Below are 16,521 nucleotides of genomic sequence, written 5' to 3'. Positions count from 1 at the left end.
AGATCGCGCTTGCCGGCTCAGCTCCGCTCCCGCCGCAACTTGCTCCAGTATTCGAGCCGCTTGCGCAGATCTCTTTCAAAACCGCGTTCCGGCGGATCGTAATAGGTTTGCCGGCCAAGCTGCTCGGGAAAATAATCCTGTCCGGAAAATCCGTCGGGCGCGTCGTGATCATACTGGTAGCCGGCGCCGTAGCCCTCTTCCTTCATCAGTTTCGTGGGTGCGTTCAGGATATGTTTCGGGGGAAGCAGGGAGCCGCTCGATTTCGCATCGCGCATGGCCGCCTTATAGGCGACATAGGCCCCGTTGGACTTTGGCGCCGTCGCCACATAGATCACGGCCTGCGCGAGCGCCAGCTCCCCTTCCGGCGAGCCCAGCATCTGGTAGGCATCGCGGGCGGCGTTGGTCTGGACAAGTGCATTCGGATCGGCAAGACCGATATCTTCCACCGCCATGCGGATCAGGCGGCGCGCCAGGTACATCGGGTCTTCGCCGCCATCCAGCATGCGGCAGAACCAGTAGAGCGCCGCATCCGGATCGGAGCCTCGGACCGACTTGTGCAATGCGGAGATCAGATTGTAGTGGCCGTCGGCACTCTTGTCGTAGATCGGCGCGCGGCGCTGCACGATCTCCTGCAGCCGCTCCGCGTCGAAGACCTCGTCTTCCGCGGCCGCCCGCCAGACATCTTCGGCGAGCGTCAGGGCTGAGCGCCCATCGCCGTCCGCCATGCGGATCAGCACCTGCCGGGCCTCTTCATCGAGCGGCAGCTTCTTGTCTTCCGTCTGTTCGGCGCGCGCAAGCAGCGCTTCCAGCGCCTCCAGCGACAGGGAGTGGAATGTCATCACATGCGAACGCGAGAGCAGCGCGGCATTGAGCTCGAAGGACGGGTTTTCCGTTGTCGCGCCGACTAGCGTGATGGTGCCGTCCTCCATCACGGGAAGAAAGCTGTCCTGCTGGGCACGGTTGAAGCGGTGTATCTCGTCAACGAAGAGCAGCGTCGAACGGCCGCCCATCCGTCTGGCGCGGGCCGCCTCGAACACTTTCTTCAGGTCCGCAACGCCGGAGAAGATCGCCGAAATCTGTTCGAAGGCAAGATCCGTCTCGTTCGCGAGCAGCCGTGCGATCGTCGTTTTGCCGGTTCCGGGCGGCCCCCAGAAGATCAGCGAACCCAGCGTCCGCGTCTTGAGCATCCGCGAGAGCGTGCCTTCGGTCCCCAGAAGATGATCCTGCCCCACGACGTCGGCAAGACGCGCCGGACGCAAGCGGTCCGCCAGCGGACGCGGACCGGATTGCGCAAGACCGGAGGCTTCGAAGAGATCGCTCACGGGCGTCCTATCTCACTTCCAGCTTCGAAACCTTGCCGTTGCGCTCAATCTCGAGAACCCAGACACGTGGCGGCGTCTTGGTGATCACCTCTAGCATGCGGGTGGATTCTACCTTTCTCTCGTTGACCGCACGGATGATATCGCCCGGGCGCATGCCCACCTGGTTGGCCGCTCCGCGGCGGTCAACCGCTGCGATCACAACCCCTTCGAAAACCCCACCGTCCAGGCCGAGCTCCTCGGCGACGGCCGGAGACAGGTTCATGACGGTGACGCCCTCGAAGGGTGAATACTCGCGCAGCTCGCGCGTGTCGCGCGGTACGGTCTCGGGTGCGGGCACCAGCGGCACCGAGAGCGACACCTCCTGCCCGTCCCGGACAATCAGGAACCGGGATGTCTCACCGATCATTTTCGTGGCAAACCGGTAGCCGAAGGAATTGGGATCAACGACTTCCTTGCCTTCGATCTCGACAACCAGATCGCTGACCTCGAGCCCGGCTTCATGTGCCGGAGACCCGTCGAACACGGCCGTGACGAGAACGCCTTGCGGACGGTCGAGCGAAAGAGCTTCGGCAATTTCCGCGTTGACCATCTGGACCGTCGCCCCGAGCCACGGACGACGCACCTTGCCGCCCTGATCCGCCGCCTGGGCGACAAAGCGGGCCATGTGCGCGGGGATGGCGAACCCGATGCCGTTCGATCCGCCCGAGCGGGAGAAAATCGCCGTGTTGATGCCGACAAGATTGCCGGACATGTCAACCAGCGCACCGCCGGAATTACCGGGATTGATGGCAGCGTCCGTCTGGATGAAGAACTGGAAGTCGGTCACACCGACCTGCGTTCGGGCAAGCGCGGAAACAATGCCCTGTGTGACCGTCTGACCGACACCGAACGGGTTGCCGACCGCCAGAACGATATCGCCGACTTCAAGGCTGTCGGAATCGGCAAAGCTCACATGCTCGAACGGTCCTTCTTCGCGGATCTTGAGCACTGCAAGATCCGTGCGCTCGTCCATCAGCACGATGTCCGCGTCGAATTCCCGGCGATCGCTGAGCGCGACGCGCACGGCATCCGCGCCCTTGATGACGTGGTGGTTGGTGATCACGGTGCCCTCGGCGGAGATGATCACTCCGGACCCGAGCGACGATTCGACCCGCTCACGCGGACGGCTGTTGCCGGCACCCGGCTGTCCGAAGAACCGGCGGAAAAACGGATCTTCGAAAAACGGCGAGACGCGCTGGCGCTGAACCACCTTCCGGCTGGCATAGACATTCACGACGGCCGGGGCGACCTGTTTCGCCACGGGCGCGAAGGACAGCTTGATCTGCGCCTCGCTCTGCGGCACCAGCCTCAGGTCCGCGGGCGACGGATCGACCGACTGGGCAAAACTCGCGGTCGCCAGGATGCCGGTCAGGGCTGCAAGCAGAATACGGCACAACGGTCGGAATCTGTTTGAATTGGTCAGACGCATTGTCGAGCCCCTCTTGTCGAATCTTCTTCCCTACTCGCGATACATGGCAGATAGGGTGCAAAAGAGGCAATTACAAAAACAATGAGCCGCCAAATCAATGGCGGCTCATCAAAACGCGTTGAGCTGAGGATCAGGCGGAACGCACCTGCTGAAGGAAGCTGCGTACTTCCGTGTCCAGCTGCTCCGCTTCAGCCGCCATCTGGGCTGCTTCCTCGGAAAAGTTCTGGGCGGCCATGTTGGTGTCGTTGGAGAGCGCCGAAACGTTTCGGATGTCCTCGGTGACCTTGGAAGTTCCGCCAGCGGCGCGCTGCGTGTTCTCCGCAATCCCCTGTGTCGCGTAGCTCTGTTCCGTCACCGCCGCGGCAACTTCGCTCACCGACTTGGTGATCTCGTCGATCGTCTTCTGGATATCGCCGATCGCACCGACGGCATCGTCGGTCGCTCCGCGGATCGCGTCGATCTGCTGCTGGATCTCACCCGTCGCCTTGCCGGTCTGGGACGCCAGGTCCTTGACTTCGGAGGCAACGACCGCAAAGCCCTTGCCGGCTTCCCCGGCCCGCGCCGCCTCGATGGTGGCGTTGAGGGCGAGCAGGTTCGTCTGATCCGCAATATCGCTGATCAGGGTGACGACCTCGCCGATCCGGTTTGCGGCCTCGGCGAGAGACTTCACCGTCTCGTTGGTCGTCTCCGCACGCCGGGTCGCATCTGCCGCGACATTCGAAGAACGTTCAATCAGGGTGGAAATCTCCTGGATCGAGCTCGACAGCTGGTCGGAGGCGGCCGCAATCGACTCGACTTCGGCGAGCGTTTCCTCCGACATCGTCGCGGCGTTGCCGGACGTTTCACCTGCCGTGTCGGTCATGTTGCGCATGTTGCTTGCCGACTCGCGCAGCGAAGCGGCCGAATGCGCTACCTTGTCGACGACGCTGCCGACCGTTGCCTCGAAATCACCTGCAAGGCTCGCCAGCATCTCCTGGCGCTGCTCGGCCTGAATGCGCGCGGCATCTGCTTCTTCGGCGGCACGCTGCTCGTTTTCTTCCGCGGCGTTCTGCCGGATCTGAAGGACGGCCCGGCCGATGTCACCGATTTCGTCCCTGCGCCGCGCGGCTTTGATCTCTGCCCCAAGATCACCGGCGGCTATCGCATTCAGGGCACCGACGAGGGTCGACAAGGGACGCGTGATCGATTGCGAAAACATCAGCGCGATGACGGCTGCGATCGCGATCGTACCGAGCGACCAGAAGATCATCTGATCCCGCATGTTGGTCACGGCGGCGAGTGTTTCGCTCACGCTTTTTTCCGCAGCGACGACCCAGGTCTGCCCTGCGAAACGTAGGGGACGCGCAACCACCAGATCATCGACGCCATCCGCCCCGGTCACAATGGAAGCGGCTGCAGCACCATTCGCCGCAGCCATCACCGGCGCGGCCGTCGTCTTCGCCACGAGAGCGGTCGGCGAACCGGCCAGGGGCTGGTCGCTCAGAAGCAACCCGTCCTGGTTGGTGACATACACCTGACCCGTTTCTCCAAGGTCCTCCCGGTTTGCGACGATGTTGTTCAGGAACGCGGAATCGAGTCTTACGACGGCGACACCGTTCAGACTGATCGTTCCGAAGGAATTCATGAAGACGGGAGCTGCCAGAAACATCGAACCGTCTCCGTCTGCGGCCTCGTATCCGGCGAACGGGCTCACGGCCACCTCGCCTTCGCCGAGCGTCAAGGCAGCTTCGAACGCCGTCTGAAGCCCGGAACCGTCTGCGGCGCTCTCGGCCCCGAGTTGAGACAGGAACTCGTCGCCCTTGGTCACGGAGTAAAGAACCAGACCCGCGGGATCGATCAGGTAGATGTCGGCATAGCCGCCGTTTTTCCAGACGCTGTAGAATGCCGGGTGCGATTCGGAATGGCGCCAGGCATACATGGTCTTCTGGTCGGCACCTGAAATTTCGGCACGTTCTTCGGGTGTCTTGGGCGCATGGAAGAGCCCGAGTATCTCCTCTTTCTCCTTGCCGAGATTCAAGGTCGCGTTGGCCAGATTGCTCATGGGATCCGCCACACCGGATGCCAGGTTCACCACTTCCGCCTTGGCCGCACTCAGTTTGCTCTCAAGCAGAGCAGACCGGGCGCTGATGACCATGCCCAACTCCGCTTCGGCAGCTTTCTGCAGCCCGTCGCGGCCTGTCATGTATCCGATCACTCCAACCGCCGTACAGGCAGCGAAGGTCAGAACAATCATCAATGTTGGTATAACAAAGGAAAGTCGAAAAGAGCTGGTCACCCCTTTCGAATCAGAGCTTTTCTTGCCAAACACAGTATTTCCCCAATCCCACTTCGGCCCACACGGGCGTGAGGAAAAATCTAGGTTTAGTTCCTTAAATCATTGATAATCCTGAACACGATCTCACTATCTGAAACCGCTCGATTTACTTCATCGTGTTGCAATAAAAAAAGGCGGGCAAATGCCCGCCTCTTGATCTTGTGTCAAACTACAACTTACGCTGCGTCTTCAGCCGCTTCTTCTGCCTCAACGCGTGCACGGTCGTCAGCACCGCGTGCGTCCGGGTCACGATCGACGAGTTCGATCACGGCCATCGGTGCATTGTCGCCATAGCGGAAACCGGCTTTCAGAACGCGGGAATATCCACCGTTCCGGTCCTTGTACCGCTCGCCAAGCGTTTCGAAAAGCTTGGCAACCATGGCCGTATCCCGAATCTGCGAGATAGCCTGGCGGCGTGCGTGAAGATCACCGCGCTTGCCCAGTGTGATGAGCTTGTCGATGATCGGCTTCATTTCCTTAGCCTTCGGCAGTGTGGTCACGATCTGCTCATGCTTGATCAGCGACGCTGCCATGTTCGCGAACATCGCCTTGCGGTGGCTGGATGTCCGGTTGAGCTTGCGGCCGGATTTACCGTGGCGCATGGCCCTCTCCTTTATCTTTCAGGCAGTCTGCTTGAACCTTTGAAGCACTTGCCCGGTTGAACCCTCAGGGACGCGTACGTCCCTCAATACTGATGGTCTTCGTAGCGCTTGGCGAGATCGTCGATGTTCTCCGGCGGCCAGTTGGCAACTTCCATGCCGAGATGGAGCCCCATCTGGGCGAGAACTTCCTTGATTTCGTTGAGCGACTTGCGGCCGAAATTCGGTGTCCGCAGCATTTCCGCTTCGGTCTTCTGAATGAGATCGCCAATATAAACGATATTGTCGTTCTTCAGGCAGTTTGCAGACCGCACAGACAGTTCCAGTTCGTCGACTTTCTTCAGGAGTGCCGGGTTGAAGGCAAGCTCGGGGACAGTGTCCTCGGCGACTTCGCGCTGCGGCTCTTCGAAGTTGACGAAAATGGAGAGCTGATCCTGCAGAATGCGAGCGGCGAAGGCCACGGCATCATCCGGCTTGACGGAACCATCGGTTTCGACGGTCAGGGTCAGCTTGTCGTAGTCAAGAACCTGGCCTTCACGGGTGTTTTCCACCTTGTAGGAGACCTTCTTGACCGGAGAGTAGAGACTGTCGACCGGAATGAGTCCGATCGGTGCATCTTCCGGACGGTTGCGATCGGAAGAATGGTAGCCCTTACCCGTATTCACGGTGAATTCCATGCGGATTTCAGCGCCTTCGTCCAGCGTGCACAGCACGAGGTCCGGGTTGAGCACTTCCACATCACCGACAGTCTGGATGTCACCGGCAGTCACGACACCGGGGCCCTGCTTGCGCACGACCATGCGCTTGGGTCCCTCGCCTTCCATGCGGATGGCGATTTCCTTGATGTTGAGCACGATGTCGGTAACGTCTTCACGCACGCCCGGGATCGAGGAGAATTCATGCAGAACGCCATCGATCTGAACGGCAGTCACGGCAGCCCCCTGGAGGGAGGACAGCAGGATACGGCGCAGCGCGTTGCCCAGTGTCAGGCCGTATCCACGCTCGAGAGGCTCGGCAACGACGGTTGCCGTGAAGCGCGGGTCATGACCCGGCTTGATCTCGAGTTTGGTCGGCTTGATCAGTTCTTGCCAATTTTTTTGAATGGTCACGTTTTCGTCCCTTCGGCTATCCCGCCCGGTTCTTCAGGACCGGGCCATTCTTTGCCATTTGGAGAAACAGGTACCTAAAGCCCGGAGCCTTAGACGCGGCGGCGCTTGCGCGGACGGCAGCCATTGTGCGGAATCGGCGTCACGTCGCGGATGGACGTGATCAGGAAACCGGCAGCCTGCAACGCACGCAGTGCGGACTCACGGCCCGAACCAGGTCCGCGGACCTCGACTTCCAGGGTACGCATGCCATGTTCGGCAGCTTTCTTGGCGGCGTCTTCTGCAGCAACCTGAGCCGCATACGGGGTCGACTTGCGCGATCCCTTGAAGCCCAGAGCACCAGCGGACGACCAGGAAATTGCATTGCCCTGTGCGTCGGTAATCGTGATCATGGTGTTGTTGAACGTGGAGTTCACATGCGCAACGCCGGAAGAGATGTTCTTGCGTTCGCGGCGACGCACGCGCGTCGTGTCTTTAGCCATTCTTGTGTCCTTGTTTTGATCTCGTCACTGCCGTAATGCCGGCAGCTCCACCACCAATCGCTGTCTGATGATTATTTCTTCTTGCCGGCGATCGGTTTTGCCGGACCCTTGCGGGTACGTGCGTTCGTGTGTGTCCGCTGACCACGGACGGGAAGTCCGCGGCGGTGACGCAGGCCGCGGTAGCAGCCCAGGTCCATGAGACGCTTGATGTTCATGGCGGTGTCGCGGCGAAGGTCGCCTTCAACCATGTAGTCACGGTCGATGGTTTCGCGAATCGACAGAACTTCGGCATCCGAAAGTTCGTTTACGCGGCGGGCCGCATCGATGTTGTTCTTCTCGATGATTTCCTGCGCGAATTTTGCGCCAATGCCATGAATGTACTGAAGCGCGATAACGACGCGCTTGTTCGTAGGAATGTTAACGCCAGCAATACGTGCCACGTTTGTCTCCATTTGTTATCGGCAACCACGAGGATAGCCGCAGTGGGTAAAGCCCGCGTCCGGTGGAGCCCGGCCCTTGCGGGGTACGAAATGCCGGGTAGCTCCCGGCACAGAGAAGGCCGGTCCCACTTGCGTGAAACCGGCTAAACTGTCTGGTAGAGCGCGTCGTTTACCGCTCTTAAACCTTCTCGTCAAGTCCTTGCAGGACGGATTCTATGGACGCCGAAACATCGTCGATGGACTGCATCCCGTCGACCACCGAAAGCAGCCCGGATTTCTCGTAGTAAGGCACCACGACGGCCGTGTCCCGGTTGTAGGCTTCAAGGCGCTGTTTGAACACCTCGGGGTCGTCATCCTTGCGCACGGGCTGGCCTGCAGCCTTCGCGTCCTCGGCCCGCTTGATGATCCGGTCGACGAGCTGTGTCTGGTCGACCCGCAGCTCGAGAACCGCATCCAGCTTCGAGCCGTTCTCGGTGAGCATCTGGTCGAGCGCTTCCGCCTGGGCAAGCGTGCGCGGGAAACCGTCGAGGATGAACCCGTTCTTCGCGTCGTCCTCGGCGGCGCGGTCACGGATAATGCCGACGACGATCTCGTCGGACACCAGGCCGCCTGCATCCATGACGGCCTTGGCCTTCAGTCCGACGGGGGTCTGTGCTGCCACTGCAGCGCGAAGCATGTCTCCGGTGGACAGCTGAGGGATGCCGTACTTCTCGACCAGGCGGGTCGCCTGTGTCCCCTTGCCCGCCCCCGGCGGTCCTACCAGAATAAGCCTCATCGACGTTTCCCCCTCAGTTTTGATTTTTTCACCAGGCCCTCATACTGATGCGCAAGCAGGTGGCCCTGGATCTGTGACACTGTATCCATTGTCACACTCACGACAATCAGCAAAGAGGTTCCACCGAAATAGAACGGAACGCCAGTCGCCGAAATGAGGAATTCGGGTAATAGACAAACGATGGTGATGTAAATCGCACCCACCACAGTGATGCGGGTGAGGACGTAGTCGATGTATTGGGCGGTCCGTTCACCCGGACGGATACCCGGGATGAAACCGCCGTGTTTCTTGAGGTTATCGGCTGTGTCGCTCGGATTGAAGACAATCGCCGTGTAGAAGAAACAGAAGAAAATGATCATGGCGGCGTAGAACACCATGAACAGCGGCTGCCCGTGACCAAGCGCCGCAGTGATATAGGTCAGCCACTCGTTTCCACCGCCCTGGTTGAACCCGGCGAATGTCGCGGGAACGAGCAGAAGCGACGATGCGAAGATCGGCGGAATGACACCAGCGGTGTTCAGCTTGAGCGGCAGGAACGAGGTGTTGCCCTCGAACATGCGGTTGCCCATCTGGCGCTTCGGATACTGGATCAGAAGGCGTCTTTGAGCGCGCTCCATGAAGACGATGAAGCCGATCACGACGATCGCGAGGAGAATCACGCCGAGGATGATCCAGGTTGCCAGCGATCCCTGGCGTCCGAGTTCAAGCGTCTGAACGACGGCGGACGGCAGTCCGGCGACGATCCCGGCAAAGATGATCAGGGAGATACCGTTACCGATGCCGCGCGAGGTGATCTGCTCACCCAGCCACATCAGGAACATGGTCCCGCCGACCAGCGTGATCACCGTTGAGGCGCGGAAGAACCAGCCCGGATCCGTCACGACGTTCTGGGCCTCGAGACCAACGGAAATACCGTAGGCCTGGAAAGCCGCCAGAACGACGGTGCCGTAGCGCGTGTACTGGTTGATGACCTTGCGGCCCTGTTCGCCTTCCTTCTTCAGCTGCTCGAGGGTCGGAACGACCGTCGTCATCAGCTGCATGATGATGGAGGCGGAAATATAGGGCATGATGCCGAGTGCGAAGATCGCCATGCGTTCGATCGCACCGCCGGTGAACATGTTCACCATGCCGATGATGCCGGTCTGCGCCTGGCTGAAGATCTGCGCAAATGCGACCGGGTCGATGCCGGGCATCGGAATGTAAGTGCCCAGTCGATAAACCAAAAGCGCCCCTAGCGTGAACCAGATGCGCTTTTTGAGTTCTTCAGCCTTGGCGAAAGCTGAGAAATTCAGATTTGAAGCCAGTTGCTCGGCGGCCGATGCCATGCCCTACTCCGGTCTTATGCTTACCCACAAACGGGAAAAGCCCAGGCTGTTAAGCCTGAGCTCCCAGAACGGCAACCTTGCCGCCCGCTTTTTCGATTGCTGCGACAGCGCCCTTGGAGGCACCGGCAACTTCAAAGGTCACGGCGGCAGTCAGTTCGCCGTTGGCCACGATGCGGACACCGTCGCGGACCCTTTTGACAACGCCCGCAGCCTTGAGCGTTTCGACCGTAACGGTCTCTGACGCGCTGAGCTTGCCTGCATCGATGGCTTTCTGAACACGGCCGACGGACACGGTGTTGTAGTCCTTGGCGAAAATGTTCGTGAATCCACGCTTCGGCAGGCGGCGGTGAAGCGGCATCTGGCCGCCCTCAAAACCCTTGATCGCAACGCCGGAACGGGACTTCTGACCCTTGACACCACGACCACCGGTCTTGCCCTTGCCGGAACCGATGCCGCGTCCAACGCGGGTGCGCTCTTTTACGGCACCTTCGTTGTCACGAAGTTCGTTGAGCTTCATTGTTCTTCTCCTCACCCCGTCCTTACGCGTCTTCGACGACGCGAACGAGATGCTGGACCTTGTTGATCATTCCGCGCACTTCTGGAGTGTCCTTCAGCGTGGAACGGCGATGCATCTTGTTCAGGCCAAGACCGATGAGCGTCGCGCGCTGGTCCTTCGGACGGCGCAGCGGGCTACCGATCTGTTCGACCGTAACAGTCTTTTCGGTGTTCGCCATGGAACCTACCCTCTTTCAGCTGGGGTCCGGAGCTGCCAAGGTCAAGCCTCGGCAGCAGCCGGAGTAGCCTCTTCGTTGTTGTCACGACGACGGGACTGCAGCACGGAGACCTTCAGGCCGCGGCGCGCCGCGACGGAGCGCGGGCTGTCTTCCTTCGTCAGGGCGGCAAACGTTGCGCGAACCATGTTGTAAGGGTTCGAAGTCCCGAGGGACTTGGCAACAACGTCCTGAACACCGAGCGTTTCGAAAACGGCACGCATCGGGCCACCAGCAATGATACCGGTACCGGCCGGAGCTGCACGCAGCAGCACCTTGCCAGCGCCGTGACGGCCTTCCACGTCGTGGTGGAGCGTCCGGCCTTCGCGCAGGGGAACGCGGATCATCGTGCGTTTTGCAGCTTCCGTTGCCTTGCGGATGGCTTCCGGCACTTCACGCGCCTTGCCATGACCAAAGCCGACACGGCCCTTCTGGTCACCAACCACGACAAGCGCGGCGAAGCCGAAGCGACGGCCACCCTTGACCACTTTCGCAACGCGGTTGATGTGTACGAGCTTGTCGACGAATTCGCTGTCTCGCTCTTCGCGATCGCGATTATCCTGTCTCGCCATATTATTTGTCTTCCGTTCTTAAGAGCGCCAACGGGCGCTGGTCAGAATTCAAGTCCACCTTCGCGGGCCGCATCGGCAAGCGCCTTGACGCGCCCGTGATACATGTACCCGCCCCGGTCGAACACGACCTGCTTGACGCCGGCAGCGACTGCGCGCTCCGCGACAAGCTTGCCGACGGCAGCGGCTGCTGCAACATCGGCGCCCGTTTTCAGGCTGCCCTTGAGATCGCTTTCGATCGTAGAAGCAGAGGCAATTGTGTGCCCCTTCGCATCGTCAATGATCTGGGCGTAGATCTGCTTCGACGAGCGGAAGATGGAAAGGCGCGGACGTCCGCCGCCGGCTTTCCTGATCGAACGACGCACGCGATCGCGGCGGCGCTCGAAAGCTTGTTTGCTGTTCGCCATGATCTGGGTCCGTTACTTCTTCTTGCCTTCTTTGCGGACGATGAACTCGTCTGCATAACGTACGCCTTTGCCCTTGTAGGGCTCCGGCGGGCGGAATTCGCGGATCTCAGCTGCTACCTGGCCGACACGCTGTTTGTCGGTACCGGTGATGCTGATTTCCGTCGGCTTCGGGCACTTGATGTCGATGCCTTCCGGGATCGGATAGACGACGTCATGCGAGAAACCGAGCGCCAGCTGAAGATTCTGACCCTGGACCTGTGCACGGTAACCGACACCTGTGATAGCGAGGTCTTTCTTGAAACCGTCGGTAACACCGGTGATCAGGTTCGACACCATGGTGCGGCTCATGCCCCACATGGAGCGAGCCGGCTTGGAACTGTTGCGCGGATCGATTTTGATCCCGTCATCCGTCATTTCGGCCAGAACAAGATCATTGAGCACGAAAGACTTTTCGCCTTTCGGGCCCTTGATCGTAACCGTCTGACCGTCGATCGATGCCGTTACCCCGCTAGGCACGGGGACTGGCTTTTTGCCAATACGAGACATTTGACCAACCTTGTCGTTGTTTCAAAAGCGAGAGTGCCGCATCAGAAGACGCGGCAAAGAACCTCGCCACCTACATTCTCTTCCCGCGCCTGATGGTCGCTCATGACGCCGCGCGGAGTCGAAATGATCGACACGCCCAGGCCATTCGAGACATGCGGGATGTTTTTCACCGACGAGTACACGCGACGTCCCGGTTTGGACACACGCTCAATGGTGCGGATAACCGGCTCGCCGTCGAAATACTTCAGTTCGATTTCCAACTCGGACTTACCGCCCTCGTAGTCAACCGTGGTGTAGCCACGGATGTATCCCTCTTTTGCCAGCACATCAAGTACGTGTGCACGCAATTTGGAATTAGGTGAGTTGACCTTGTTCTTGCGACGCATCTGAGCGTTGCGAATCCGGGTCAGCATATCCCCCAACGGATCAGAAATTGCCATCGGAGTTTCTCCTTACCAGCTCGACTTGACCAGGCCCGGGATCTTGCCCAGGGAGCCCAGTTCACGAAGCGCAATACGCGACATTTTCAGCTTGCGGTAAAAACCGCGCGGACGGCCGGACACTTCGCAACGGTTGCGAACGCGGTTCGGAGCGGAGTTCCGCGGCAGTTTTGCCAGCTTCAGTCGTGCGTTGTAACGCTCTTCGAGGGAAAGGTTCTCGTCCTTCGCCATCGCTTTCAGAGCGGCGCGCTTTTCAGCGTATTTCTTGACAAGCTTCTCGCGGCGCTTGTTTTTCTCGATTGCGCTTTTCTTCGCCATCGTCGTTCCCTTCCTTGCCCGTTACTTCGTGAACGGGAAGTTGAACGCGCGCAGAAGCTCGCGCGCCTCGTCATCAGTCGGCGCCGTGGTGCAAACGATCACGTCCATGCCCCAGATCTGGTCGACCTTGTCGTACTCGATCTCCGGAAACACGATGTGTTCCTTGATACCCATGGCGTAGTTGCCACGACCGTCGAAGCTCTTCGGGTTCAGGCCACGGAAGTCACGAACGCGCGGCAGCGCGATTGTGATCAGACGGTCCATGAATTCGAACATCTGCTGGCGGCGCAGGGTTACCTTGACACCCAGCGGCATGCCTTCGCGGACCTTGAATGTCGCGATGGATTTCTTCGCCTTGGTGATGACCGGCTTCTGGCCGGCGATCGCCGCGAGATCTTCAGCAGCCGTGCGCGCCTTCTTGGAATCGCCGACCGCCTCGCCAACACCGATGTTGAGGACGATCTTTTCCAGCTGCGGAACCTGCATGACGTTCTTGTACTGGAACTTTTCCAGAAGCTGCTTGCGCACGACTTCGTTGTAATGCGTCTTCAGACGCGGCTCATAAGCTGTATCAGCCATCGATCAGGTCTCCCGAACGTCTGGCCACACGAACCTTGGTGCCATCGTCCTGCACTTTGAAACCGACGCGGGTCGGCTTGCCGTCCTTCGGATCGGCCAGCGCGACGTTGGACAGGTGAATCGGCGCCTCTTTGGACACGATCCCGGCTTCCTGCGTCTGGGTCTGTTTCTGGTGGCGGCGGACCATGTTGATCCCGCGAACCAGGGCCTTGTTGTCACTCGGCAAGATCTGGATGACTTCCCCGGACTTGCCCTTGTCACGGCCGGTCAGAACAACCACCGTGTCGCCTTTTTTGATTTTCGCAGCCATCAGAGCACCTCCGGCGCGAGCGAAATGATCTTCATGTGGTTCTTGGCGCGAAGTTCGCGCGGCACCGGGCCGAAAATACGGGTGCCGACCGGCTCTTTGTTGTTGTTGACCAGCACGGCCGCATTGCGGTCGAACCGGATCACGCTGCCATCGGGACGGCGGATATCCTTAGCCGTGCGCACGACGACAGCCTTCATCACGTCGCCCTTTTTGACGCGGCCCCGCGGAATAGCCTCTTTGACGGAAACAACGATGATGTCTCCGACCTGGGCGTATTTGCGCTTGGAGCCGCCGAGCACTTTGATGCACATGACACGACGGGCACCGGAATTGTCGGCGACGTCGAGGTTTGTTTGCATCTGAATCATGACTGGCTGCCTTGTTCTTCTAGCGGCGCACGGGTCACGGGCGCCTGATGCTCACTAATGGAGCGCGGTCACTGAGCGACCACGGTCCAACGTTTGTTTTTCGAAATCGGCGCGCACTCTTCAATCTGAACAGTGTCGCCAACCTTGTACTGGTTGCTTTCGTCGTGTGCGCGGTACTTCTTCGTCCGGCGCACGGTCTTTTTCAGCAGCGGGTGCGTGAAGCGGCGCTCCACGTTGACCGTCACCGTCTTGTCATTCGCGTCGCTGACAACGGTGCCCTGCAGGATACGCTTCGGCATTGCCGTCTCCTTACGCGTTAGCCGACACGCGCTTTTCGCGCATGATCGTCTGGATACGCGCGATGTCGCGGCGGATCTGCCGGACACGCGCAGTGTTTTCAAGCTGACCCGTGGCCTTCTGGAAGCGCAGGTTGAACTGCTCTTTCTTCAGGCCTTCAAGCTCACCACGGAGCTCGTCGAGGGTCTTTGCCCGTACATCGGTCGCCTTCATGGCTTAACTCCTCGCCTGCCTTAGTCGCCGATACGCTGAACGAAACGGCACTTGATCGGCAGCTTGGCGGCGGCAAGACGCATCGCTTCACGGGCGACATCTTCCGGAACACCATCGACTTCAAACATGATCCGGCCCGGCTTGACACGGCAAGCCCAGTAATCCGGAGAACCTTTACCCTTACCCATGCGGACTTCGGCAGGCTTCGAGGAAACCGGCACGTCCGGGAAGATACGGATCCAAACACGACCCGCACGCTTCATGTGACGGGTCATAGCACGACGGGCCGCTTCGATCTGGCGTGCGGTTACACGCTCCGGCTCCAAGGCCTTCAGACCGAATGCGCCGAAGTTGAGGTCGGTGCCTCCCTTCGACAAGCCGTGGATGCGGCCCTTGTGCTGCTTGCGGAACTTTGTGCGCTTCGGTTGCAGCATCGTTCTTCTCTCGTCTTTCTTGTCTTACGAGCGGCAGGCAGCTTGACTTAAGCTGCGCGCTCGCGGCCCCGATCCCGGCGTCCGCCGCGATCACCCTGGTTACCTTCGGAAGCAGCGGTCGCACGGCGTTCGGACGCCATCGGATCGTGCTCCAGAATTTCACCCTTGAAGATCCAGACCTTCACACCGCACACGCCGTAAGCCGTGTGGGCGCTTGCGACACCGTAGTCGATGTCGGCACGCAGCGTGTGAAGCGGCACGCGGCCTTCGCGGTACCATTCGATACGCGCGATTTCCGCGCCGCCGAGACGGCCACCGCAGTTGATCCGGATGCCCTGGGCGCCGAGACGCATGGCGGACTGAACAGCCCGTTTCATGGCGCGACGGAAGGCAACACGGCGTTCCAACTGCTGAGCAATCGAAGCGGCAACGAGGGTCGCATCGATTTCCGGCTTGCGCACTTCAACGATGTTGAGATGAACTTCCGAATTGGTGATGTCGGCGATTTTCTTGCGCAGACGCTCGATGTCCGCACCCTTCTTGCCGATGACCACACCCGGACGGCCGGAGTGGATGGAAACACGGCATTTCTTGTGCGGGCGCTCGATAACGACCTTGGAAACGGCTGCCTGCTTGAGTTCCTTCAGCAGGAACTCGCGGATGCGGAAATCTTCGTGGAGAAGATCACCGTATTCGTTCTTGTTCGCATACCAGCGGGAATCCCAGGTGCGGTTGATCCCGAGGCGCATGCCGATCGGATTTACTTTATGTCCCATCAGGCGGTCTCCTCAACTTCGCGCACGACGATGGTCAGGTTCGAGAAGGGTTTCTCGATCCGGCCGACCCGGCCGCGGGCGCGGGCCTGGAACCGCTTGATGACAAAAGCCTTGCCAACATGGGCCTCGGCAACCACCAGGTTGTCGATGTCCAGGTCATGATTGTTTTCCGCATTCGCAACCGCCGACATCAAGGTCTTCTTGACATCCTGCGCGATGCGCTTGCGGGAGAACGTCAGGTCCGCGATCGCGGAGCCGACTTTTTTGCCACGGATCGAAGCCGCAACGAGGTTCAGCTTGCGCGGGGAAACGCGCAGCATGCGGGTCATTGCCCTTGCCTCGTTGTCAGCGAGCGTCCGCTCACGCTTCGGCTTGCCCATCGTTACTTCCTCTTCGCCTTCTTGTCGGCGCCATGTCCGTAATAGGTCCGCGTCGGCGAGAACTCGCCGAACTTGTGACCGATCATTTCTTCAGACACCAGCACCGGAACGTGCTTCTGTCCGTTGTAGACGCCAAAGGTCAAGCCGACGAACTGCGGCAGGATCGTTGAGCGGCGGCTCCAGGTCTTGATGACCTCGTTCCGGCCGGACTCACGGACCTTGTCAGCTTTCTTCAGCAGATACCCGTCGACAAACGGACCTTTCCAGATCGAACGTGCCACGA

At 59.9% G+C, this 16,521-nt stretch carries 25 protein-coding genes; all 25 read right to left on the bottom strand.

Going from position 1 to position 16,521, the window contains the following annotated elements; genetic code table 11:
• Nucleotides 1-17: 17 nt before the first annotated feature.
• Complete coding sequence (locus tag ACO08A_RS23405) at nucleotides 18-1,322, bottom strand: replication-associated recombination protein A (protein WP_421983442.1); 1,305 nt, start codon at nucleotides 1,320-1,322, stop codon at nucleotides 18-20.
• Nucleotides 1,323-1,329: 7 nt separating this feature from the next.
• A complete protein-coding gene (locus ACO08A_RS23400; protein WP_422038303.1) occupies nucleotides 1,330-2,790 on the bottom strand; it encodes a DegQ family serine endoprotease in 1,461 nt (486 codons plus the stop codon).
• 130 nt (nucleotides 2,791-2,920) lie between these two features.
• A complete protein-coding gene (locus ACO08A_RS23395; protein WP_422038302.1) occupies nucleotides 2,921-4,972 on the bottom strand; it encodes a methyl-accepting chemotaxis protein in 2,052 nt (683 codons plus the stop codon).
• Between the two features lie 308 nt (nucleotides 4,973-5,280).
• Nucleotides 5,281-5,706, bottom strand: coding sequence for a 50S ribosomal protein L17 (gene rplQ / locus ACO08A_RS23390; RefSeq protein ID WP_421983445.1), 426 nt, complete (start codon nucleotides 5,704-5,706; stop codon nucleotides 5,281-5,283).
• Between the two features lie 83 nt (nucleotides 5,707-5,789).
• Nucleotides 5,790-6,812: a DNA-directed RNA polymerase subunit alpha gene (locus ACO08A_RS23385; RefSeq protein ID WP_306143897.1), complete on the bottom strand. Its 1,023-nt coding sequence runs from the start codon at nucleotides 6,810-6,812 to the stop codon at nucleotides 5,790-5,792.
• An 89-nt stretch (nucleotides 6,813-6,901) separates the two neighbouring features.
• A complete protein-coding gene (gene rpsK / locus ACO08A_RS23380) occupies nucleotides 6,902-7,291 on the bottom strand; it encodes a 30S ribosomal protein S11 (protein WP_006936427.1) in 390 nt (129 codons plus the stop codon).
• Between the two features lie 71 nt (nucleotides 7,292-7,362).
• Nucleotides 7,363-7,731, bottom strand: a complete 369-nt coding sequence (gene rpsM, locus ACO08A_RS23375; RefSeq protein WP_296592764.1) for a 30S ribosomal protein S13 — start codon at nucleotides 7,729-7,731, stop codon at nucleotides 7,363-7,365.
• Nucleotides 7,732-7,909: 178 nt separating this feature from the next.
• Complete coding sequence (locus tag ACO08A_RS23370) at nucleotides 7,910-8,506, bottom strand: adenylate kinase (RefSeq protein WP_422038301.1); 597 nt, start codon at nucleotides 8,504-8,506, stop codon at nucleotides 7,910-7,912.
• The gene (secY, locus tag ACO08A_RS23365) at nucleotides 8,503-9,831 is read right to left on the bottom strand and encodes a preprotein translocase subunit SecY (RefSeq protein ID WP_306143899.1); all 1,329 of its coding nucleotides are present in this window, start codon (nucleotides 9,829-9,831) and stop codon (nucleotides 8,503-8,505) included. Before secY ends, ACO08A_RS23370 begins: the two co-directional genes overlap by 4 nt.
• A gap of 49 nt (nucleotides 9,832-9,880) precedes the next feature.
• Entirely contained in the window at nucleotides 9,881-10,348 is a 468-nt protein-coding gene (rplO, locus tag ACO08A_RS23360; RefSeq protein WP_422038300.1) for a 50S ribosomal protein L15, read from the bottom strand.
• 22 nt (nucleotides 10,349-10,370) lie between these two features.
• Nucleotides 10,371-10,565: a 50S ribosomal protein L30 gene (gene rpmD / locus ACO08A_RS23355; RefSeq protein ID WP_155139666.1), complete on the bottom strand. Its 195-nt coding sequence runs from the start codon at nucleotides 10,563-10,565 to the stop codon at nucleotides 10,371-10,373.
• A gap of 41 nt (nucleotides 10,566-10,606) precedes the next feature.
• Nucleotides 10,607-11,173, bottom strand: coding sequence for a 30S ribosomal protein S5 (rpsE, locus tag ACO08A_RS23350; protein ID WP_306143901.1), 567 nt, complete (start codon nucleotides 11,171-11,173; stop codon nucleotides 10,607-10,609).
• A 41-nt stretch (nucleotides 11,174-11,214) separates the two neighbouring features.
• Nucleotides 11,215-11,577, bottom strand: coding sequence for a 50S ribosomal protein L18 (gene rplR / locus ACO08A_RS23345; RefSeq protein WP_319382493.1), 363 nt, complete (start codon nucleotides 11,575-11,577; stop codon nucleotides 11,215-11,217).
• A 12-nt stretch (nucleotides 11,578-11,589) separates the two neighbouring features.
• Nucleotides 11,590-12,123: a 50S ribosomal protein L6 gene (gene rplF / locus ACO08A_RS23340; protein WP_421983449.1), complete on the bottom strand. Its 534-nt coding sequence runs from the start codon at nucleotides 12,121-12,123 to the stop codon at nucleotides 11,590-11,592.
• A 41-nt stretch (nucleotides 12,124-12,164) separates the two neighbouring features.
• Entirely contained in the window at nucleotides 12,165-12,563 is a 399-nt protein-coding gene (gene rpsH / locus ACO08A_RS23335; protein ID WP_306143904.1) for a 30S ribosomal protein S8, read from the bottom strand.
• Between the two features lie 12 nt (nucleotides 12,564-12,575).
• Nucleotides 12,576-12,881 carry a 30S ribosomal protein S14 gene (gene rpsN / locus ACO08A_RS23330; RefSeq protein ID WP_319382495.1) on the bottom strand — a complete coding sequence of 102 codons (306 nt, stop codon included), beginning with the start codon at nucleotides 12,879-12,881 and terminating at the stop codon, nucleotides 12,576-12,578.
• Nucleotides 12,882-12,902: 21 nt separating this feature from the next.
• Nucleotides 12,903-13,460: a 50S ribosomal protein L5 gene (gene rplE, locus ACO08A_RS23325; protein ID WP_319382496.1), complete on the bottom strand. Its 558-nt coding sequence runs from the start codon at nucleotides 13,458-13,460 to the stop codon at nucleotides 12,903-12,905.
• Nucleotides 13,453-13,770: a 50S ribosomal protein L24 gene (gene rplX, locus ACO08A_RS23320; protein ID WP_319382497.1), complete on the bottom strand. Its 318-nt coding sequence runs from the start codon at nucleotides 13,768-13,770 to the stop codon at nucleotides 13,453-13,455. The genes rplE and rplX overlap by 8 nt, the downstream gene beginning before the upstream one ends.
• Nucleotides 13,770-14,138 carry a 50S ribosomal protein L14 gene (gene rplN, locus ACO08A_RS23315; RefSeq protein ID WP_008191626.1) on the bottom strand — a complete coding sequence of 123 codons (369 nt, stop codon included), beginning with the start codon at nucleotides 14,136-14,138 and terminating at the stop codon, nucleotides 13,770-13,772. The genes rplX and rplN overlap by 1 nt, the downstream gene beginning before the upstream one ends.
• Nucleotides 14,139-14,206: 68 nt before the next feature.
• A complete protein-coding gene (gene rpsQ, locus ACO08A_RS23310) occupies nucleotides 14,207-14,437 on the bottom strand; it encodes a 30S ribosomal protein S17 (RefSeq protein ID WP_421983450.1) in 231 nt (76 codons plus the stop codon).
• A 10-nt stretch (nucleotides 14,438-14,447) separates the two neighbouring features.
• Nucleotides 14,448-14,648 (bottom strand): 50S ribosomal protein L29, encoded by a 201-nt coding sequence (rpmC, locus tag ACO08A_RS23305; RefSeq protein WP_319382499.1) that lies wholly within the window; start codon nucleotides 14,646-14,648, stop codon nucleotides 14,448-14,450.
• Nucleotides 14,649-14,668: 20 nt separating this feature from the next.
• Nucleotides 14,669-15,082 (bottom strand): 50S ribosomal protein L16, encoded by a 414-nt coding sequence (gene rplP / locus ACO08A_RS23300; protein ID WP_319382500.1) that lies wholly within the window; start codon nucleotides 15,080-15,082, stop codon nucleotides 14,669-14,671.
• Between the two features lie 47 nt (nucleotides 15,083-15,129).
• Nucleotides 15,130-15,858 carry a 30S ribosomal protein S3 gene (gene rpsC, locus ACO08A_RS23295; RefSeq protein ID WP_299481553.1) on the bottom strand — a complete coding sequence of 243 codons (729 nt, stop codon included), beginning with the start codon at nucleotides 15,856-15,858 and terminating at the stop codon, nucleotides 15,130-15,132.
• The gene (gene rplV / locus ACO08A_RS23290; protein ID WP_319382501.1) at nucleotides 15,858-16,238 is read right to left on the bottom strand and encodes a 50S ribosomal protein L22; all 381 of its coding nucleotides are present in this window, start codon (nucleotides 16,236-16,238) and stop codon (nucleotides 15,858-15,860) included. Before rplV ends, rpsC begins: the two co-directional genes overlap by 1 nt.
• A gap of 2 nt (nucleotides 16,239-16,240) precedes the next feature.
• Nucleotides 16,241-16,519, bottom strand: coding sequence for a 30S ribosomal protein S19 (gene rpsS / locus ACO08A_RS23285; RefSeq protein ID WP_148632529.1), 279 nt, complete (start codon nucleotides 16,517-16,519; stop codon nucleotides 16,241-16,243).
• Nucleotides 16,520-16,521: the final 2 nt, after the last annotated feature.

It is taken from the genome of Roseibium sp. (genome assembly GCF_965232425.1).
Lineage (GTDB): Bacteria > Pseudomonadota > Alphaproteobacteria > Rhizobiales > Stappiaceae > Roseibium.
This window is presented reverse-complemented; position numbering and strand designations above follow the sequence as displayed.